The sequence below is a fragment of the Mesorhizobium sp. M0991 genome, from assembly GCF_040318915.1.
Lineage (GTDB): Bacteria > Pseudomonadota > Alphaproteobacteria > Rhizobiales > Rhizobiaceae > Mesorhizobium.
Map to the genome: position 1 here is coordinate 160,398 of NZ_JAMYNE010000009.1, position 19,368 is coordinate 179,765.

General features: G+C 62.9%; 16 protein-coding genes and 1 other RNA gene. 4 read left to right on the forward strand and 13 right to left on the reverse strand.

Going from position 1 to position 19,368, the window contains the following annotated elements; genetic code table 11:
- Position 1 precedes the first annotated feature (1 nt).
- Genes mraY through mraZ form a run of 7 tightly spaced genes read right to left on the reverse strand, consistent with a single transcriptional unit; the run spans position 2 to position 7,658 of the window.
- On the reverse strand, positions 2-1,084 hold the full coding sequence (mraY, locus tag NKH70_RS15890) for a phospho-N-acetylmuramoyl-pentapeptide-transferase (RefSeq protein WP_023676767.1): 1,083 nt from the start codon (positions 1,082-1,084) through the stop codon (positions 2-4).
- Positions 1,085-1,108: 24 nt separating this feature from the next.
- Positions 1,109-2,542: a UDP-N-acetylmuramoylalanyl-D-glutamyl-2,6-diaminopimelate--D-alanyl-D-alanine ligase gene (locus NKH70_RS15895; protein WP_352979858.1), complete on the reverse strand. Its 1,434-nt coding sequence runs from the start codon at positions 2,540-2,542 to the stop codon at positions 1,109-1,111.
- On the reverse strand, positions 2,539-3,993 hold the full coding sequence (locus NKH70_RS15900) for a UDP-N-acetylmuramoyl-L-alanyl-D-glutamate--2,6-diaminopimelate ligase (protein WP_352912756.1): 1,455 nt from the start codon (positions 3,991-3,993) through the stop codon (positions 2,539-2,541). The genes NKH70_RS15895 and NKH70_RS15900 overlap by 4 nt, the downstream gene beginning before the upstream one ends.
- A 54-nt stretch (positions 3,994-4,047) precedes the next feature.
- Positions 4,048-5,775 carry a peptidoglycan D,D-transpeptidase FtsI family protein gene (locus tag NKH70_RS15905; protein WP_353025609.1) on the reverse strand — a complete coding sequence of 576 codons (1,728 nt, stop codon included), beginning with the start codon at positions 5,773-5,775 and terminating at the stop codon, positions 4,048-4,050.
- Between the two features lie 14 nt (positions 5,776-5,789).
- Positions 5,790-6,167: a cell division protein FtsL gene (ftsL, locus tag NKH70_RS15910; protein WP_292662860.1), complete on the reverse strand. Its 378-nt coding sequence runs from the start codon at positions 6,165-6,167 to the stop codon at positions 5,790-5,792.
- Between the two features lie 4 nt (positions 6,168-6,171).
- Positions 6,172-7,203, reverse strand: coding sequence for a 16S rRNA (cytosine(1402)-N(4))-methyltransferase RsmH (rsmH, locus tag NKH70_RS15915; protein WP_352465153.1), 1,032 nt, complete (start codon positions 7,201-7,203; stop codon positions 6,172-6,174).
- Positions 7,200-7,658 (reverse strand): division/cell wall cluster transcriptional repressor MraZ, encoded by a 459-nt coding sequence (gene mraZ / locus NKH70_RS15920; RefSeq protein WP_352912753.1) that lies wholly within the window; start codon positions 7,656-7,658, stop codon positions 7,200-7,202. The genes rsmH and mraZ overlap by 4 nt, the downstream gene beginning before the upstream one ends.
- Before the next feature lie 406 nt (positions 7,659-8,064).
- Here mraZ and NKH70_RS15925 point away from each other — a divergent pair, with 406 nt between their 5' ends.
- Complete coding sequence (locus tag NKH70_RS15925) at positions 8,065-9,180, forward strand: cystathionine gamma-lyase (protein ID WP_352912752.1); 1,116 nt, start codon at positions 8,065-8,067, stop codon at positions 9,178-9,180.
- Positions 9,181-9,234: 54 nt separating this feature from the next.
- On the opposite strand, the gene NKH70_RS15930 is transcribed toward NKH70_RS15925, so the two are convergent.
- The 6 genes from NKH70_RS15930 to NKH70_RS15955 all read right to left on the reverse strand — a co-directional run bounded on the left by NKH70_RS15930 (position 9,235) and on the right by NKH70_RS15955 (position 13,070).
- The gene (locus tag NKH70_RS15930) at positions 9,235-9,510 is read right to left on the reverse strand and encodes a type II toxin-antitoxin system ParD family antitoxin (protein WP_352716826.1); all 276 of its coding nucleotides are present in this window, start codon (positions 9,508-9,510) and stop codon (positions 9,235-9,237) included.
- 153 nt (positions 9,511-9,663) lie between these two features.
- Positions 9,664-10,062: RNase P RNA component class A (gene rnpB, locus NKH70_RS15935), an RNA gene on the reverse strand.
- Between the two features lie 59 nt (positions 10,063-10,121).
- On the reverse strand, positions 10,122-10,871 hold the full coding sequence (locus tag NKH70_RS15940) for a lytic transglycosylase domain-containing protein (protein ID WP_352716828.1): 750 nt from the start codon (positions 10,869-10,871) through the stop codon (positions 10,122-10,124).
- A gap of 184 nt (positions 10,872-11,055) precedes the next feature.
- A complete protein-coding gene (locus tag NKH70_RS15945) occupies positions 11,056-11,823 on the reverse strand; it encodes an N-acetylmuramoyl-L-alanine amidase (RefSeq protein ID WP_352979861.1) in 768 nt (255 codons plus the stop codon).
- Positions 11,820-12,539 (reverse strand): TerB family tellurite resistance protein, encoded by a 720-nt coding sequence (locus tag NKH70_RS15950; protein ID WP_352716832.1) that lies wholly within the window; start codon positions 12,537-12,539, stop codon positions 11,820-11,822. The genes NKH70_RS15945 and NKH70_RS15950 overlap by 4 nt, the downstream gene beginning before the upstream one ends.
- Before the next feature lie 324 nt (positions 12,540-12,863).
- The gene (locus NKH70_RS15955; RefSeq protein WP_023676780.1) at positions 12,864-13,070 is read right to left on the reverse strand and encodes a hypothetical protein; all 207 of its coding nucleotides are present in this window, start codon (positions 13,068-13,070) and stop codon (positions 12,864-12,866) included.
- A 172-nt stretch (positions 13,071-13,242) separates the two neighbouring features.
- Between NKH70_RS15955 and NKH70_RS15960 the strand changes: the two genes are divergently transcribed.
- From NKH70_RS15960 to NKH70_RS15970, 3 genes are all read left to right on the forward strand, one after another.
- Positions 13,243-17,112 (forward strand): hydantoinase B/oxoprolinase family protein, encoded by a 3,870-nt coding sequence (locus NKH70_RS15960; RefSeq protein ID WP_353025625.1) that lies wholly within the window; start codon positions 13,243-13,245, stop codon positions 17,110-17,112.
- 160 nt (positions 17,113-17,272) lie between these two features.
- Complete coding sequence (locus NKH70_RS15965) at positions 17,273-18,571, forward strand: BtaA family protein (RefSeq protein WP_352716835.1); 1,299 nt, start codon at positions 17,273-17,275, stop codon at positions 18,569-18,571.
- Entirely contained in the window at positions 18,568-19,233 is a 666-nt protein-coding gene (locus tag NKH70_RS15970; protein WP_352912750.1) for a class I SAM-dependent methyltransferase, read from the forward strand. The genes NKH70_RS15965 and NKH70_RS15970 overlap by 4 nt, the downstream gene beginning before the upstream one ends.
- The last annotated feature ends 135 nt before the right edge of the window (positions 19,234-19,368 follow it).

Below are 19,368 nucleotides of genomic sequence, written 5' to 3' on the forward strand. Positions count from 1 at the left end.
CCTATCTGAGCTTCAGGGTCGACAGGCCGACCAGCGCCAGGATGACGGCGATGATCCAGAAGCGGATCACCACCTGGCTTTCGGTCCAGCCGAGCTTTTCGAAATGATGGTGGATCGGCGCCATCAGGAAGACGCGCTTGCCGGTCATCTTGAAGTAGCCGACCTGGATGATGACCGAGAATATCTCGACGACGAACAGGCCGCCGACGATGACCAGCACGATCTCGTGCTTGGTCGCCACCGCGACCGTGCCGATCAGCCCACCCAGCGCCAGCGAGCCGGTGTCGCCCATGAAGATCGCCGCCGGCGGCGCATTGAACCAGAGGAAGCCAAGCCCGGCGCCGATCACCGCTCCAAGGACCACCGCAAGTTCGCCGGTGCCGGGTACGAAATGAATCTGCAGATATTCGGCGAACACTGCATTGCCGGAGAGATAGGCGATGACGCCGAAGGATGCGGCGGCGATCATGATCGGCACGATCGCCAGCCCGTCGAGGCCGTCGGTCAGGTTCACCGCATTGCCGGCGCCGACGATGACGAAGCACGAGAACGGGATGAAGAACCAGCCGAGATTGACGAGAAACTCCTTGGCGAAAGGGAATGTCAACGATGACGAGAAGGGCGCCTGGCCGTTATGCATGATCACCCAGGCGGCGATGCCTGCGATGACGAATTCGAGCCCCAGCCGCGCTTTGCCGGAAAAGCCGAGATGCGATTGCTTCGTCACCTTGAGGTAGTCGTCGTAAAAGCCGATTGAGCCAAATCCCAGTGTCACCAGCAGCACCACCCAGACGTAGATGCTCGACAGGTTCGCCCACAGCAGCGAGGAACCGACGATGCCGGACAGGATCATCAGTCCGCCCATGGTCGGCGTTCCCGCCTTCTTGAAATGCGTCTGCGGCCCGTCGGCGCGGATCGGCTGGCCCTTGCCTTGCCGCAGCCTCAGCGAATTGATGATGGTCGGTCCGAAGATGAACACGATCAGCGCCGCTGTGATCAGCGCTCCGCCGGTGCGGAATGTTATGTAGCGGAAGACGTTGAAGACCGAGATCTTGTCCGCAAATTCGACGAGCAGTGTTAGCATGCGCTTGCGTCCCCCGGACCGATCCTAGGTCTGTCTGCTGGTTGTGGCTTCCGCCGGAAACGTGCCGAGCAACGCCTCGACCAGCTTTGAAAAGCCTATGCCCTTCGACGATTTGATCATGACCACGTCGCCGGGCTTCAATTCCGATAGAAGAACCGGTTTCAGATCTTCCGCGCCGGCGCGGTACTCCGTCCTGATCTCGCCGGGCAAGACGTCGGCCAGCGCCCGCATTTCCGGACCGCCGAGAAAAACCGTGCGCGTGTCGGTGCCGACGATCAGGTCGGCAAGCGCGGCATGCAATTTCGCCGAATGGCTGCCGAGCTCGAGCATATCGCCGAGCACGGCAATGCGCCTGCCTTCGCCCGACACCGGTGTCGTGTTGAGCAGTGCCATCGCAGCGCTCATCGACGCCGGATTGGCGTTGTAGCTCTCGTCGATCAGCGTGATCGGCCCCTTGGGATGACGCAACACATAGCGCTTGCCGCGTCCGCGTTCGGGCGAAAGATCGGCCAGCGCCTGCGCAACCCTGGTGACGTCGGCGCCGACCAGATGCGCTGCACCCAGCACCGCCAGCACATTCTGCACCATATGGCGGCCCGGCGCGCCGATCCTGGCGACGATCTCATGCCCGCCAATCTTAGCGGTGATGACGGAGTGATCGGCATTGAGCTCGCATTTGATCAGTTTGAAGGTCGCCCGGGCATTCTCGCCGAACCCGTAAACATGCTCGACGCCGGCCTCTTTCGCCAACTTCTCCAGCAGCTTCCAGCGCGAGTCGTCGCGGTTGAGAAGGGCAGCGCCACCGGGCTCCAGCCCTTCGAAAACCTCCGCCTTGGCCTTGGCGATCTCGTCCATGTTGCGGAAGAAGCCGAGATGAGCGGCGGCGATCAGCGTGATGATGGCGACATGCGGCCGGACCATCTTGACCAGAGGCCGGATCTCGTCCGGATGGTTCATGCCGATCTCGAAGACGGCATAGTCGCAATCCTGCGGCATGCGCGCCAGCGTCAGCGGCACACCCCAGTGATTGTTGAACGACTGGGCCGATGCATGCACGGTACCGACCGCGGAGAGAGCGTGTCGCAGTGCTTCCTTGGTGGTGGTTTTGCCCGCCGATCCGGTCACGGCAATCACCCTCGCGTTTGAGCGTGCGCGCGCGGCAACACCGAGCTTTTCCAGCGCGACGAGCACGTCTTCAACAACGATCATCGGTGCCGTCAGCCGTCCCAGCGACGGCAGCTTGCCCTCGGCGACGACCAGCACGCCGGCGCCCGTCTTGATGGCGGCGGTGACGAAATCATGGCCGTCCATGGCCTCGCCCTTGATGGCGAAGAAAGCGTCTCCCGGCTGCAGGCTGCGGCTGTCGATGGAAATGCCGGCGATGCCCTCAGGCATCGGACCGAGCGGCCGGCCATCCATGGCGGCAACCAGCGCCTCGGAGGTCCACAGATAGCTCACGCCGCTTGCTCCCGCAGCGCCGAGCGAACTTCCTCATGGTCGGAAAAATGCAGGGTCTCGGTGCGGATGGTCTGGCCTTCCTCATGGCCCTTGCCGGCCACGATCAGCGTGTCGCCAGCGTGAAGCATCCCGACCGCCTCGTGGATGGCCTTGCGCCGGTCGCCGATCTCGATGGCGCCAGGTGCGGCCGCGAGAATCGCGGCGCGGATCGTCTCGGGGACTTCCGAGCGGGGATTGTCGTCGGTGACGATGACGACGTCGGCCAGTCTTGTGGCGATCTCGCCCATGATCGGCCGCTTGCCCCGGTCGCGATCACCGCCGCAACCGAATACGACGATGACGCGGCCGGTGGTAAAGGGGCGCACCGAAGCCAGCACGTTTTCCAGCGCATCCGGCTTGTGCGCGTAGTCGACATAGACCGGCGCGCCATTGGCAGCCGTCCCAACGAGGTCGAGCCGCCCCGGTGCACCCTTCAATTTCTCTAGCGCTATCAATGCCTTGGCAACAGATGTTCCAGTCGAAATGGCGAGGCCCGCTGACACCAGCGCATTGGCGATCTGGAAGTCGCCGGCCAGCGGCAAGTCGACTTCATGGAGAACGCCGTCAACTTCGACCTCGGCGCGTTGGCGGTGGCGCTCGTGCTCGACCCGCTTCAGCCGCAGGAAATCGCCGTGGCGGCCGACCGTCAGCACGTTCAGTCCCGCTGCCCGCGCCGCCTTGATCGTCGGCTCCGACCACGGGTCATCGGCAAAGATGATGGCCGGCGCGCCCTTCGGCAGCAGCGCGTCGAACAGACGCAATTTGGCGCGATGATAGTCCTCGACCGTCGGATGATAGTCCATATGGTCGCGGCCGAGATTGGTGAAGCCGCCGGCCGCAAGCTTGACGCCGTCGAGCCGGCGCTGGTCGAGGCCATGGCTGGACGCTTCCATCGAGGCGTGGGTGACGCCGGCCTCCGCCAACTCCTTGAGCAGCCTGTGCAGCGCGACCGGATCCGGCGTGGTCAGCGAGCCATATTCGTTGCGGCCCGGCGCCACCACACCGGTCGTGCCGATCGAAGCGGCGACCAAACCCGCCTGCTCCCATATCTGTCGGGTGAATGCGGCGACGGAGGTCTTGCCGCTGGTGCCGGTCACCGCGACCATGGTTTGCGGTTGCTTGCCGAAATAACGGGCAGCACTCAGCGCCAGCGCAAGGCGCGGATCGTCTACGACAAGAACTGGAACTGGCAGCCCGGCGACCGCACTGCCCTTGCCGACCACGATCGCTGCAGCGCCGCGGCTCGCGGCATCGGCTGCATAGGCTGCGCCATCCGCCTTGGAGCCGGTGAGCGCGAAAAAGACGACACCCCGTGTTACCTGGCGGGAATCCGACGAAATCCCTGTAACCTCCATGTCGAAGGAAGCTGTCCCCCCGACAGGCAGGATACCGGCTAGATTTTTCAGCTTCATCGAACCCCGTTCATCGCAACAAAATAGCGCGCAGTTGCCGGCGCGCCCCAAGAATCATTGATAGGAAACCAGCGTTGCACCATTTTCATGGCTGAAATCTGGCTTCACGCCAAGCATGGAAGCCGCACGTCGGATGATGTTTGCAGCCATGATGCCCGCGTTCGAGGCGGCCGTAGCACCCATGCCGGGCTTTTCCGGCTTCGGTTCGTCGGCGATCGTAAGCACTATGTATTGCGGATCGTCCATTGGGAAAGCCGCAACGAAGGCGTTGAAATTCTTTTCCTTCGAGTAGCGGCCGTTGACGACCTTCTCCGCCGTTCCCGTCTTGCCGCCCACCCGGTATCCTGGCACCCGTGCATTGCGGCCGGATCCCTTTTCGGCATTGAGTGCATAGAGATAGCGCATGCCCTCGACGGTCTTGTCGCTGACCACTTTCTTGGCCACCGCCATCGCCTGCTCCTGCGTGCGCGGCAGGAAGGTCGGGTCCATCAGATAGCCGCCATTCATCAGCGCGGCGCAGCCGACCGCTGTCTGCAGCGGCGTCGTCGACACGCCGTGGCCGAAGGCGATAGTAATCGAATTGACCTGCTTCCAGACCTTGGGCTCGGTCGGCCGAGCGACTTCCGGCAGTTCGGTCTGCATCTTCTCGAGGATTCCCAGGCGATGCAGGAATTCGCGGTGTCCGTCGATGCCAACCGCTTCGGCTTCCTTGGCCGAGCCGATGTTGGACGAGTAGATGAACACTTCCGGCACCGACAGCACCCGGCCTTTGCCATGGAAATCATGGATGGTTTGATGGCCGATCCTGATCGGGCGCGACGCGTCGAAGCGGCTTTGCAGCGTTATCTTGCCGGAATCGAGCGCCATGGCGGTGGTGAAGCTCTTGAAGGTCGAGCCCATTTCGTAGAGGCCGGCCGACATACGGTTGAGCCGGTCCTTGTCCTGAGCGTTATAGGGATTGTTCGGATCGAAATCCGGAACCGAGGCCATCGCCAGCACCTCGCCGGTCTTGACGTTGAGCACAACGGCGCCCGCCGCGATCGCATGGTACTTTTCCATGCCGGTGGCGACCTCGTCACGCAGTATATGCTGGACGCGCAGGTCGATCGAGAGCTGCACCGGCTTCAAATCCTTGGCTACCGCCAGGCCCGACGCCTGAAGGTCGCTCAAACCCTGTTCGTCGATGTATTTCTCCATGCCGGAGATGCCCTGATTGTCGATGTTGGTGAGGCCGACAATGTAGGACGAGGTTTCGCCGGCCGGATAGAACCGGCGCTTTTCGGTGCGGAAGCCGAAGCCGGGGATGCCGAGCTGCATGATGTCGGCCTGCTGCTTCGGTGTCAGTTGACGCTGCAGCCAGACGAAGCCGGCGCCGCTCTTCAGCTTGTTGTATGTCTGCTCGTAGTCGATCTCGGGAAGTACCGTCGACAGCTTTTCGATCGCCTCGTCGGCATCGACGATGCGGCGCGGTTCGGCAAACAGCGACGCGGTCTTGATGTCGGTCGCCAGCACTTCGCCGTTACGGTCGACGATGTCGGGTCGCGATGCCGTCACCCGGCTCTGCGGGCCGCCCGACAGGTCGGGATTCTGGAAACCCAGATAAACCAGCCGCCCGGCAATGGTCGAATAGATGCCGAAGAACACCGCCATCGTCATGACGATGCGGGTCCTGCCCTTGCCACCGGTCGCCTTGCGGGCACCTTCGACCACGATCGATCCGCCCGCGCCGGGCTTCGAACCGCGATTCAGCAGCCTCCCAATCTTTGGAAATCTGGCAGCCATTGGAAATCCGGTGATCATTGGACGATGCCTCCGGTCACCACGGGATCCTTGCCGCCGACATCGGCCATGCCACCCAGCCGCTGCGATGAAAGGTCCTCGATGTTGACGGGTTTCGCCGGCAGATCGTCCAGCCCGACGATCTGCCGCGCGTTGACCGGCTCGAGTCCGAGTTGCGATTTGTAGATTTCGGTGAGCTTCTGCAGGCGCGACGGCTGGGTAAGCAGGCTCCAGTCCGCCTTGAGCAGGTCGATCGTGTCCTCTTCATAACGGATCTGCGCCTGGATCTTGTGCACTGCCGCCAGTTGCTCCTCGGCCTCGCGCTTGGTCTTGTAGGTCAGGGCAGCTGCCGAAACCATGACGGCGATCAGGACTATGTCGCTGGTACGAAACACGTGCTCACCTCTCTCCCGGTCGATCGGCGCCGGGAAGCTTTGGGCCAGGCAGTTTTGGCAGGCCGAAAATCGAAAAATCGCCGGCACGGGCCGGCGCCTCTGTACGGATCGCAGCGCGCAGCCTTGCCGAGCGCGCCCGCGGATTTGCCGATATCTCGGCATCGCCAGGCGTCACGCCGCCGCCCTTCTTGGTGAAGGTGGCGGTGCGCGCCTGCGCCTCGGGCAGATGCCGCGATCCGGTGGCTGAATCGGCTCTGTCGGCGATGAAGCGCTTGACGATGCGGTCCTCGAGCGAATGGAAGGTCACCACGGCAAGCCGGCCGCCCGGTTTCAGCACGCGCTCGGCGGCAAACAGTGCCTTGGCCAGTTCGCCGAGTTCGTCATTGACGAAGATGCGCAGCGCCTGGAAAACGCGGGTGGCCGGATGGATCTTGTCTTTTGGCGCGCGACCGATATGCGTCTCGATGGCATCGGCAAGGTCGAGCGTGCGCTCGAAGGGGCGTTTTTCGCGACGGCTCTCGATCATGCGGGCGATGCGCCCGGCATGGCGTTCCTCGCCGAGAAAACCGAAGATGCGGGCAAGATCGCCCACCTTGAAGGTATTGACGACGTCGCCGGCGCTCAGGCCCGCCTGCGCCATGCGCATGTCGAGCGGTCCATCGGCCCGGAACGAAAAGCCGCGCTCCGGCTGGTCGATCTGCATGGAGGAGATGCCGATGTCGAGCACGACGCCATCGGCACTTTCAACCTGCTCGTCGAGCGTGGAGAACGGTGCCTGGACAAGCCTGAGCTTGCCGCCGGACTGCTGTTCAAGGGCCCGCCCCGCCGCGATCGCATCCGGATCGCGGTCGATGGCGACGACCGAGGCTCCGCTTGCCAGAATGGCCTTGGTGTAGCCGCCGGCACCGAACGTGCCGTCGACGATCACCTCGCCTTTTGTCGGCGCCAGCGCCTCCAGAACTTCGGCAAGGAGGACCGGAATGTGACGGGCTGGTCCGCCAACGGCATGAACTTCATCGCCGTCGCCCGCCATCATTCCGGCCGCTCCCCGGACTTCGTGCCCTGCCGAAGCTGCAAAAGCCGGGCGCGTGCTTCCGTCCCATAGGCGCTGAGCCGTCCCGGCTCCCAGATCTGAAAGAAATTGCCGCGGCCAACGAAGGCCACCTCCGCTGAAATGCCGGTATGCTCGCGAATGAAATCGCTCATCGTGATACGGCCGTCCTGGTCGAGCTTCAGAAACGTTCCATCGCCATGGCAGAAGAACGACATGTCGTCCGCCGTCTGCAGGAACGGGTCTTCCTGGGCGATACGCTGCTCGTAGCGATCGAGCAGGTCGAGCCCACCGACATCCATCGCCGGGCGATCCAGGCAGCGTAGCGCATAAAGTTCCGAATAGCCGCGTTTCTGCACAACGGCACGGAAATGCGCCGGCACGGACACCCGTCCCTTCGCATCGATCCTGTTCACCGCGTTCGACAGAAACCGGTCCATTACGCGTTACGGCCGCTTGCGCCGCCGCACCCCTCTGCATCTTCCCGTCCGCGCCGCCCCGCCCCGGTCGACTTCCAAAACCCGCTTCATCATGACGGGCGAACGCAGGCAAACGCGCAGCCGCCGCGGCTGCCCGATTGGCGTACGCTTCACCCTGACACGGAACGAAGGCTTGAGTATCGGAATGGGATATCATGGGGTGTTATGGGCGTCAACGGGAACAGTCTTCAAAACGCGCCTGCCACGACTGGGGAGAGCAGCTTTGACGGCACTCCGGTCTTTATCCTCTATTAAGCCTAACGAAGCGTTTAGAGCCGTGTGGTCCAACCGGAGGCGGCTTGCTGCGGATCGCTGCCCCGCATAGCCTCGGCATCTTCTTTTCCGGTTAGTAACGAGGTTTGAAACCATGTCCGAAACAGCCAAGTCGCGCGCCGCGGCACTTCCCCATCTGCGTCGCGGCAGGCTTGCCAAGGGCGACCCCATCCCCTTGCCCCTGACGATGGCCGCCATCTTTCATGCGCCCGGCGACGCCACCGGCTTCGATCAATATGGCCGCTTCAGCAATCCGACCTGGGATGCGGTCGAGCACATGCTGGCGCATTTGGAAGACGCCCCATGCGTTGCCTTTCCCTCGGGGATGGCTGCCATCTCGGCGGTATTTTTCGGTCTGCTCAAAGCCGACGACCGTATCCTGCTGCCGTCCGACGGTTATCATACGACGCGAGCGCTGGCAGACCGTTTCCTGAAATCCTTCGGCGTAGCTTATGATATCCGGCCGACATCGAGCTTCCTCGACGGCGGCTTCGATGGGTATCGGCTTGCCTTCGTCGAAACGCCCGCCAACCCAGGACTGGACATATGCGACATCGCAGCCGTCGCCGAAGCCGTGCACAAAGCGGGCGCGGTGCTTGTGGTCGACAACACGACGATGACGCCTTTCGGCCAGCGCCCGCTCGATCTCGGCGCCGATATCGTCATTGCCGCCGACACCAAGGCACCAAACGGCCATTCCGATGTGCTGTTCGGCCATGTCGCCAGCCGCGACGCGGACATTATCTCGAGGGTGACCGACTGGCGCGAGACGTCGGGCGCCATCCCCGGGCCGTTCGAGGCATGGCTGGTGCATCGCGGCCTCGAAACGCTGGAGGTGCGTTTCGACCGCATGTGCGCTTCCGCCGAAATGATAGCGCGACGGCTGAAAAACCATCGCGCGATCAGCGGCTTGCGCTTTCCGGGACTGGAGAGCGACCCATCGCACAATCTTGCCCGCGCCCAGATGGAGCGCTTCGGATTTCTCATCTCGTTCGTGCTCGCCTCGGAGGACAAGGCCGAAGATTTCATCAACAACTGCGCCTTGATGCAGGCAGCGACATCGTTCGGCGGCGTACACACCTCGGCCGAACGGCGATCAAAGAGGGGAGATGCCGTTCCGCCCGGTTTCGTTCGCCTGTCGATCGGCTGCGAGCCGGTGGAAGAGCTTTGGCAGGCGATCGAGGCGTCGCTAGACGCAATCGGGGGCTGAATCGGCAATCACGAATTCAGATCGCCGGCGTCGATCTTGCGCCGGCCAGCAAATTCATGCCGCGCTGTCGGGTTTCAATCGTCTCCGCGCTTCGCTCTTTATTTCGTCGATCGACGCAAACCGCCCCGGCCCGCTGTCGATCCCCTCCTGCACCAGTCTGCGCAATTCCTCGACGGTGTAGCCGAGCAGGTCGCGCCGATCCTTCCATTGCCTCAGCGCGTCGCGGATCACCTCGCTTGCCGAGGCATATTCGCCGGCGGCGACCACGTCGTCGACCGCCGCGGCCAGTTCCGGCGACAGCGTGATGCTGCGTTTATCGACCTGGCCCATGACGCGCTCCTCAGTACTGCCATCCAAATGGTACGATTTAATCGCACCATTTTCAAGGAATGTCGCGCGGGATTGCCGGGTCGAAAAGTGAATCAGCGGCTGCGCCCGAAGACGCAACCTGCTGATATCAGGAGATTTCTTTTTGTTCGGGAAACTGCCAGCTGGCCTGTAAGCCGGGTTCTGTATGGCCCTCGCCCCTTACGGGGCGAGAACGTGGCGGCCATTCATCTTGGGCGCATGTTGCCATACGCCTCACGCAACCTACCCGGACGGTGAGCCGGAAACAGCCCTCGAGGGTTTCCCCTCGCACCGCCCCTATTCGGTCTTGCTCCCGGTGGGGTTTACCGTGCCGCTCCTGTTGCCAGTCGCGCGGTGGGCTCTTACCCCACCCTTTCACCCTTGCCACGATTGGATCGTGGCGGTTTGCTTTCTGTGGCACTTTCCCTGGGGTCGCCCCCGCCGGCCATTAACCGGCACCGTGTCTCCATGGAGCCCGGACTTTCCTCACCCGCAGCCTTTCGGCTTCGCGGGTGCGGCCGCCCGGCCAGCTGGCAAGGCGTATAAAGGGGTTCAGGCCCGAAAACGCAAACGAAAAAGCAAGTTATCGCTTGTCAGGCGGGCGCTCCAAGTGCTGCCAGCTGCACCTTGACCTTGCCGCAATAGGCTGCGGACACCGGGTTCATCCGTGTGGCGGCGTGGCCGGCATTGTATTTCAGGATCGTGCCGCAGGTCGTGCCACCGCCGAGATCCCGCGCCATGGCAAGGTACTTCATGCCGTATTTGATGTTGGTATCGGGATCGTAGAGACCCTGAACAGAACCGCTATAGCCCATCATCCTTGCCGTCGCCGGCTTGATCTGCATCAGGCCGATCTCGCCGGCGCTGCCGACCTGGTTCGGCTGGTAGTTGCTCTCGATCTTGATTACGGCATTGGCGAGCGACACCGGGACGCCATAGCTGGCGGCATAACGCGCAATGATCGCCGAATACTGTCCGCTGGCGCCGACAACCGCCGCCTGGGGCGCTGGCCTGCTTTTCGGAGCGACCGACGCCGTTGCCATGTGGTCGATGCGTTTGCGGTTACGCTTCACATGCTGTTTGGAGATTGTCTTTCTCGCAGCGGTTGGCTTTTTTGCGGAGGCTGGCTTTTCCGTCTTTACCGCGGCCGCTTTTTCCACTTTTGCGGTGGCGGTCTTCTCTACTTTCGTACCACGGGTTGCTTTCGGCGTGGCGGTTTTGCCGGCTGCGGCACTGAAGCCCTGATCGGCCCGTTGGCTCAGCGGTGCGCTGTTCGCTGCACTGAAGGCAAAAGTCATTACGCCGGCAGCAATGGCTGCCGTTAAAACGGTCAATTTCTGCATGTGATCCTGTTCTGTTTGATCTGCACAAAGAACTTCGCGCAGATACCCTCAATCAACATCGGAACATCTGGGGGATAGAGGTCCGACAATCTGTACGGATCGCCTTTGACGACCGAATTGGCGCCAAAGAAGGCGAGGCAAGTCACTTTGGGTAACAGATTGTAACTTTGAAGCTTGGGAAAGACTATTTGAGAGAGGCTATCCTTGCGGAAGCGAGCAGCCTTTCCAGCGTGCGGATCGTCGATCCGTCAGCCATGCCATCGACCAGGCGCTGCCGGAAATGCCGCTGAAATGCCTCGACCACGATTTCGGTCTGCCGGTCGAAAGCGCCGGTGATCTCGACGCCATAACCATAGAGCGCCAGCATCGACTGCAGCGCCTCGACCTCGGCGCCGGTATCGCCTGGCTTCAGCACGGCGCCGCGCCGGATCGGTGCTGCCGACACAACATGGCCGACACCGGCGGCGAACAGGATTTTCCATGGGAATTTCTCGCCCGGATCGACCTTGCGCCCCGGTGCCACGTCGGAATGGGCGAGCACCCGCTGCGCCGGAATGGAATGGCGCTTGATGATCCCGGCGCACAGGCCGATCACCGCGTCGATCTGCGGTTTTGGAAAGTTGCGATAGCCGAGCGTATGCCCCGGATTGACGATCTCGATGCCGATCGAGCAGGAGTTGACGTCGCTCTGTCCGAACCACGAGCTCTTGCCGGCATGCCAGGCGCGGTCGCTTTCCCTTACCATCTGAACAATGCGGCCGTCCTCATGGACCAGATAGTGCGACGAGACCTCGCTTGCCGGATCGCACAGCCATGCCTCGGCACCGGCGCCGGTCGCCATGCCGGTGTAGTGCAGCACGATCATATCGGGTCCGAGCGTCCCGCGCCGTGGTCCGAAATTCGGCGATACCCTGACCTCGGCGCTCGGCTCGTCGGGCGGAAAGCCGCTCATGCGTGCCGCAGGCCTCGCTCGATCATCTCATAGGCCGCGTTGATCGCCGCCAGCCTGGTCGTCGCGATCTTGATGAATTCCTGCGGCAGGCCGCGTGCGATCAGCCGGTCCGGATGATTGTCGGAGACCAGCTTGCGGTAGCGCCTGCGGACCTCCTCGAACGGCTTCCCACGCTCGATGCCGAGCACGACATAAGGATCGGCGGCACCCAGATCGACATGCCGCGCCAGGATGCTCTGGTAATGCGCCTCATCGATGCGGAAGATCTCGGCGATGCGATGCAGGAATTGGCCCTCGCGCTCATGCACCAGCCCGTCGGCCTTGGCGATGTGGAACAGCCCGTCGAGTATATCCTCCAGCATCAGGCAGTTCGAATGGCCCGAACCGCAAAGCTGCGCCATCCGCTCGGCATAGGTCTCGAAACCGGCAATGTCGCGTTTGGCCAAATCGTAGAGCCGCGCCACATTGCGCCTCTGTTCCTTCGGCACCTCGAATATGTCCTGGAAGGCGCGCACCTCGTCTTGCGTGACGATGCCGTCTGCCTTGGCCATCTTGGCCGACAGGGCGATCATCGCCACCGAGAAGGCGACGCGCCGGCGCAGATCGGCATCGCCGGAGAAAACCGTGCGCACGGCCTCGACCACTTCGGCGACGCCTGACGACGCTGAAGATGAAACGCGTGTGACGAAGTCGCCGAGGCGGTCCCAAATCGACATGAGGGCTTCATAGGACCAACCGCCCATCGCTATCAAGCCAAGACAGTGCCGCGGGGGCTGGCCCAATCGATTTGACGCAATTCCTGCTGCGGCGGCGGGCGCTAGCGCTCACCCGTGGAAAATCCACAGAGGGCAGCCGCGGCGCGCAAGCAATGAGCCCGGCGATTTGCGCCTTGGTGCCGTCGTTTCGGCGGCACGTAAGGGGCGAGACGGTACTTTTCGCGTGCGGTTACCAGCATCGTCGCACTCGGCCGCGAGGCGCGGATATCGTAAGCAGCAGAAAGGCCGGCGTGTGAGCCGGCCTTTCTTGGTTTGTCACATTGACTACTGCGCAGGGGCAGCCGGCGCAGGAGCGGGCGCCGGCGCCGGCTCGGCAGGCTTGTTTGCGTCAGGAGCGGCCGGCTTCATCGTCTGGTCGGATGCCGGCGGGTTGGTGCTCTGCGTCGTGGTGTTGTCGGTGCCGCTGTTGCTGCAGGCGGCAAGGCCAAGCAACGCAAGCGCCGACACCGACGCAAGAATGAGTTTCTTCATGATATCTCTCCTCTAATCACGCCACCGTTACCGGCGACGATCGAGGGCACAATGCATCAGCTCATGATGAGTTTCGTAACGTTGCGTTTCCGCGTGTAACATCAAGCGCTTGGCCGTACAAAGCGTCGAGCATTAACAGGATGCATAAATGAAAATGCCCGGAGGCGCTGCAATGACCGCAAAATGGGATTTCTGGATCGACCGCGGCGGTACCTTCACCGACGTCATCGGCCGTGACCCCGAGGGCGGGCTGCATCCCAGGAAACTCCTTTCGGAAAATCCCGAAGCCTATGCCGATGCTGCCATCCAGGGCATTCGCGAACTGCTCGGCGTCCAGCCCGGCGCCCCAATCCCCTCCGCTCTGATCGGCGATGTCAAAATGGGCACCACGGTCGCCACCAATGCGCTTCTCGAGCGCAAGGGCGACCGCGTGCTGCTGCTCATCACCAAAGGGTTCCGCGATGCGCTGAGGATTGCCTATCAGGCGAGGCCCGATATCTTTGCCAAGCAGATCATCCTTCCCGAACAGCTCTATGAGCGTGTCGTCGAAATCGACGAAAGGGTTCGCGCCGACGGCAGTGTCGAGCGCCTGCTCGACATCGCCGTCGTGCGTCCTGCCATCGAACAGGCCAAGGCGGACGGCATCGATGCGGTCGCAATCGTCTTCATGCATGCCTGGAAACACCCCGAGCACGAAAAGGCGGTCGCCAAAGTCTGTCGAAAGCTCGGATTCTCGCAGGTCTCGGTCAGTCACGAGGTCTCGCCGCTGATCAAGCTGGTCGGCCGCGGCGACACCACGGTGGTCGATGCCTATCTGTCGCCGATCCTGGCAAGGTATGTGCAGAAGGTGGCGGAGGAACTGGGTGCCCTCTCCCCCCTCGAGGGGGAGATGGCTGCGCAGCAGCCAGAGGGGGTCATCTCAGAAGGCACCGCCAGAGTGTCGCACCCAGTCGAGCCGACCCCACCCGGCGGCTTCGCCGCCACCCTCCCCTCAAGGGGGAGGGAAAGCCCTCGCCTCATGTTCATGATGTCGTCGGGCGGCCTCACCGCCGCCGACATGTTCCAAGGCAAGGATGCGCTGTTGTCCGGCCCGGCTGGCGGTGTCGTCGGCATGGTCGAGACGGCAAAACTCGCCGGTTTCGGCAAGGTCATCGGCTTCGACATGGGCGGCACCTCCACCGATGTCGCGCACTATGATGGCGACTACGAGCGCGCCTTTGACACGGAGGTCGCCGGCGTACGCATCCGCGCGCCGATGATGCGCATCCACACGGTCGCCGCCGGCGGTGGCTCGATCCTGCATTATGAGGCCGGCCGCTTCCGCGCCGGGCCGGATTCGGCCGGCGCCAATCCCGGCCCGGCCGCCTATAGGCGCGGCGGCCCGTTGGCCGTCACCGACGCCAATGTCATGCTGGGCAAGCTGCAGCCCGAGTTCTTCCCGGCTATTTTTGGACCGGGCCAGGACGAACCGCTCGACGTGCAGACGGTTCGCGAAAAATTCGCGGCCCTTGCCGCCGAGATCGGCGACGGCCGCTCGCCGGAAACCGTCGCCGAAGGGTTCATCACCATCGCCGTCGAAAACATGGCCAACGCCATCAAGAAGATTTCGGTGCAGCGCGGCTACGATGTCACCGAATACCTCCTGAACTGTTTCGGCGGCGCTGGCGGCCAGCACGCTTGCCTGGTCGCCGATGCGCTTGGCATGGAGGCGGTGCTGATCCATCCGTTCTCTGGCCTGCTCTCGGCATACGGCATCGGCCTGTCCTCTGTATTTGCGTCACGCCAGCAGGCGCTGCTGAAGCCGCTGGCGGAAGATTCCGAGCCAGCAATCGATGAACTCATCGCAACGCTGCGCAAAGCCGTCATCGACGAACTCGCTGCGCAAGGCATCAGCGAAGACGCGGTCGCCTCGAAGCCGGTGCTGCAGATCCGATACGACGGCACCGATACCGCGCTGCCAGTGAACTTTGGGCACGGCTCGATTGCGCAGGCCAAGGCGGACTTCGAACTGGCGCACAAGGCGCAGTTCGGTTTCGTCTACGACGACAAGCCGATGATCGTCGAATCGGTCGGCGTCGAAGGTACCGATACCGGCGGCACCGGCCGCGACGAAGGCGATTCAGTTGTTGAAGACGTGGCCGCAAGTTCTTCCGGGACCCGGAAAATCTTTGTCGACGGCGTCTGGCGCGACGCCGGCATCTTCCCTCGCGAAACGCTGAAGCCCGGTAACAAGATCGCCGGCCCCGCTTTGATCATCGAGCCGAACCAGACCATTGTCGTCGAGCCGGGCTGGCAGGCCGAGATCACCGCCAAGGACCACGTATTGATGCGGCGCGTCGAGAAGAAGCGCCGGCACGCCGCACTCGGCACCGAAGCCGATCCGGTGATGCTGGAGGTCTTCAACAACCTGTTCATGTCGATCGCCGAACAGATGGGCGTAACGCTGCAAAACACTGCCTATTCCGTCAACATCAAGGAGCGGCTCGATTTCTCCTGCGCCGTTTTCGATCGGAACGGCGCGCTGGTCGCCAACGCGCCGCATATGCCAGTGCATCTCGGCTCGATGGACCGCTCCGTGGAGACCATCATCCGGCTCAACTCCGGCGACATCCATCCCGGCGATGTCTTTGCCCTCAACGCACCTTACAATGGCGGCACCCATCTGCCTGACATTACCGTGGTGACGCCGGTGTTTTCCCTCCCCCTTGAGGGGAGGGTGGCCGCGAAGCGGCCGGGTGGGGTCCTCTCAGAAGGCACCACAAGTGCGTCGAGCACTGCCGCAGCGACCCCCTCCGCCGCCTCCGGCGGCACCTCCCCCTCAAGGGGGGAGGAAATCCTCTTCTACGTCGCCTCGCGTGGCCACCATGCCGACATCGGCGGCACGGCGCCCGGCTCGATGACGCCGCTTGCCACAACCGTCGACGAGGAAGGCGTGCTGTTCGACAATTTCCGCATCGTCGATCGCGGCCGGTTCCGCGAGAAGGACCTGGAGACGCTGCTCACCGACCACCCCTACCCGGCGCGCAATCCGCACCAGAACATCGCCGACCTCAAGGCGCAGATCGCCGCGAACGAAAAGGGCGTCGCCGAGCTGCGCAAGATGGTCGCGCATTTCGGCCTTGGCGTGGTCGAAGCCTATATGGGTCACGTCCAGGACAATGCCGCCGAAAGCGTGCGCCGCGTTCTGGAGCGGCTGCCCGACAGTTCCGAATACGAATATCCGACCGACACCGGCCAAAAGATCAAGGTGAAGATATCGGTCGACCGGGAGAAGCGCGAAGCGACCGTCGACTTCACCGGGACGTCGCCGGTGATGAAGAACAATTTCAATGCGCCAGAGCCAGTCGCCCGAGCAGCTGTGCTTTATGCCTTCCGCGTCATGGTCGAAGACAACATCCCGATGAATGCCGGATGTCTGCGGCCGATCAATATCATCATTCCCGACGGCTCGATGCTGAAGCCCGCCTATCCCGCGGCAGTCGTCGCCGGCAATGTCGAGACCTCGCAGCACGTCACCAACGCGCTGTTCGGGGCGATGGGGGCGTTGGCCAATGCGCAAGGCACGATGAACAATCTCACCTTCGGCAACAAGCAGTACCAGTATTACGAGACGATCTGCTCGGGCTCGCCGGCCGGCCGGATGAACGACGGCCGCGGCTTTGCCGGCACCTCCGGCGTCCACACCCATATGACCAATTCGCGCCTGACCGATCCGGAAGTGCTGGAACTGCGTTTCCCGGTATTGCTCGAGGATTTCCATATCCGCGAAGGCTCCGGCGGCAAAGGCAAATGGAATGCCGGCGACGGCACCAAGCGCACCATCCGCTTCCTCGAAAAGATGGAATGCGCGATCCTGTCCTCGCATCGCAACCGCCCGCCGCAGGGACTGGACGGAGGCGGCGATGGCGAGGTCGGCTCGACCAAGGTCCGCCGGAAGGATGGCCGCGTCGAGGTCCTGAAGGCCTGCGACCAGACCGTGCTCGACGCCGGCGAGGCGGTCATCGTGACGACGCCGACCCCCGGCGGATTTGGCCGCTCCTAGAGGAGGCAGCCAGAATTCGCTCCCGCGAGTCAGGTGGGGTGGTTTTCGAGAACCGAAGCGGAGCGGACATTTGGGTCCGTGAGCGTCGGAAGCGCAGAAAACCGCACCAGATGACCACCGGAGTAGAATTCTCGATGCCTCCGGCTGTCACTGGCCTGTCATGACCCTGCGCTACCCGCTTGCGGCAAAGCAAACGGGGAATCGCCTTGCCATGACGGACATTTCTGGGGAACTGGTTTTTCGCCGCGGCAAGGAAGTCGGCAAGGCCGTCTACCAGAACCGTCCGCTGTCGAAAGCCGGCATCTCCGAGCGCTTGTTTGCCTTCCTGTTCTCCGGCCTTGTCTACCCGCAGATCTGGGAAGACCCCGAAATCGACATGGACGCGATGCAGCTCGGGACGGGCCACCGTATCGTCACCATCGCGTCTGGCGGCTGTAACATCCTCGCCTATCTCACCCGGTCGCCGGAAAGGATCGACGCCGTCGACCTCAACGCCGCGCATATTGCGCTGAACCGCATGAAGCTCGCAGCGGTGCGTCACCTGCCGTCGCAGGGCGACCTGTTCCGTTTCTTCGGCGCGGCTGGGACCGGGCACAATTCGCAGGCCTACGATCGCTTCATCGCACCGCATCTCGACCCGGTCAGCCGCCATTATTGGGAGCGCCGCAACTGGCGCGGCCGTCGCCGCATCGCCGTCTTCGACCGTAATTTCTACCAGACCGGCCTGCTCGGCCTGTTCATCGCCATGGGCCACCGCACCGCAAAATTCTTCGGTGTCGACCCGGCCGGCATCATGGACGCCAAGAGCATCGCCGATCAGCGCCGCTTCTTCGACGAAGAGCTGGCGCCGGTCTTCGAAAAACCGCTGCTAAAATGGGCGACATCGCGAAAGGCTTCGCTGTTCGGCCTCGGCATTCCGCCGGCCCAGTACGATTCGCTGATCACCTCGGGTGACGGCACCATGGCCAGCGTGCTGAAGGCACGACTGGAAAAGCTCGCCTGCGATTTTCCGCTGAAGACCAATTATTTCGCCTGGCAGGCTTTCGCCCGCCGCTACCCTAATCCGGGCGAGGCCGCCCTGCCCGCCTATCTCGAAAAGCGCAACTACAAGACGATCCGCAACAATGTCGATCGCGTTGCCATCCACCACGCCAATCTGATCGAGTTCCTTGCCGGCAAGGATGCCGGCTCGGTCGACCGCTTCGTGCTGCTCGATGCACAGGACTGGATGACCGACGACCAGCTCAACGGGTTGTGGGCCGAGATCACCCGAACCGCCTCCACCGGCGCCCGCGTCATCTTCCGCACCGCGGCGGAACCCAGCCTGCTGCCCGGCCGCGTCTCGAATTCGCTGCTCGACCAGTGGCGCTACGAGAACGACGCCTCGCGCGAGTACTCGGCCCGCGATCGCTCGGCCATCTATGGCGGCTTCCATCTCTACGTGAAGCACGGCGCATGAGCGCGACCGAATTGCCGGCCAGCCATGCCGAGTTGATGGACGGCGTCTATCGTTGGCAGCGCCACATCTACGACCTGACCCGCAAATACTATTTGCTCGGCCGCGACCGGCTTATCGCCGAACTGGATGTGCCGGCCGGCGGCACCGTGCTCGAGCTTGGCTGCGGCACCGGCCGCAACATCATCCTCGCCGCCCGCCGCTATCCCGGCGCGCGCTTCTTCGGCCTCGATATTTCGGCCGAGATGCTGGAGACGGCCACCGCCGCCCTTGCCCGCGAAGGCCTCTCCGGTCGCGTCACGCTGGAGCGCGGCGATGCCACGGATTTCGACGCAAAGGCGCTGTTCGGCGTCGAAAGTTTCGACCGCGTCTTTGTCTCATATTCGCTGTCGATGATCCCCGGCTGGGAGAAGACGGTATCCGCGGCTCTTGCTGCCCTGTCGCCTGGCGGCTCGCTGCATGTCGTCGATTTTGGCCAGCAGGAAGCCCTGCCCGGCTGGTTCCGCACGCTGCTGCGCGGCTGGCTGAAAAAATTCCATGTCGAGCCACGTCAATCGCTGCGCGCGGTTCTGGATTCGGAATCTGCAAGAGTTGGCGCAAGCTTCCGTTTCCAAACGCTTTATCGCGGCTATGCCTGGCTCGCTGTGGTCGGCCCCAGTCGATAGCCAGGATGTGTTGAGATTCAGGTCAGGCCGAGTCGAAAACGGTGGGTTCCGAGAACCGGAGCGGAGCGTACTTTTGGGTACGTGAGCACCGGAAGCGCAGGAAACCGCCGTTTGCAGGCCGGCATCACCTGAATA

Excerpts from the sequence above, each read along its gene's own strand:
- mraY (WP_023676767.1), bottom strand. The coding sequence starts at position 1,084 with ATGCTAACACTGCTCGTCGAATTTGCGGACAAGATCTCGGTCTTCAAC.
- NKH70_RS15900 (WP_352912756.1), bottom strand. The coding sequence starts at position 3,993 with ATGAAGCTGAAAAATCTAGCCGGTATCCTGCCTGTCGGGGGGACAGCT.
- NKH70_RS15905 (WP_353025609.1), bottom strand. The coding sequence starts at position 5,775 with ATGGCTGCCAGATTTCCAAAGATTGGGAGGCTGCTGAATCGCGGTTCG.
- rsmH (WP_352465153.1), bottom strand. The coding sequence starts at position 7,203 with ATGATGGCGGGCGACGGCGATGAAGTTCATGCCGTTGGCGGACCAGCC.
- mraZ (WP_352912753.1), bottom strand. The coding sequence starts at position 7,658 with ATGGACCGGTTTCTGTCGAACGCGGTGAACAGGATCGATGCGAAGGGA.
- NKH70_RS15925 (WP_352912752.1), top strand. The coding sequence starts at position 8,065 with ATGTCCGAAACAGCCAAGTCGCGCGCCGCGGCACTTCCCCATCTGCGT.
- NKH70_RS15930 (WP_352716826.1), bottom strand. The coding sequence starts at position 9,510 with ATGGGCCAGGTCGATAAACGCAGCATCACGCTGTCGCCGGAACTGGCC.
- NKH70_RS15940 (WP_352716828.1), bottom strand. The coding sequence starts at position 10,871 with ATGCAGAAATTGACCGTTTTAACGGCAGCCATTGCTGCCGGCGTAATG.
- NKH70_RS15945 (WP_352979861.1), bottom strand. The coding sequence starts at position 11,823 with ATGAGCGGCTTTCCGCCCGACGAGCCGAGCGCCGAGGTCAGGGTATCG.
- NKH70_RS15950 (WP_352716832.1), bottom strand. The coding sequence starts at position 12,539 with ATGTCGATTTGGGACCGCCTCGGCGACTTCGTCACACGCGTTTCATCT.
- NKH70_RS15955 (WP_023676780.1), bottom strand. The coding sequence starts at position 13,070 with ATGAAGAAACTCATTCTTGCGTCGGTGTCGGCGCTTGCGTTGCTTGGC.
- NKH70_RS15960 (WP_353025625.1), top strand. The coding sequence starts at position 13,243 with ATGACCGCAAAATGGGATTTCTGGATCGACCGCGGCGGTACCTTCACC.
- NKH70_RS15965 (WP_352716835.1), top strand. The coding sequence starts at position 17,273 with ATGACCCTGCGCTACCCGCTTGCGGCAAAGCAAACGGGGAATCGCCTT.
- NKH70_RS15970 (WP_352912750.1), top strand. The coding sequence starts at position 18,568 with ATGAGCGCGACCGAATTGCCGGCCAGCCATGCCGAGTTGATGGACGGC.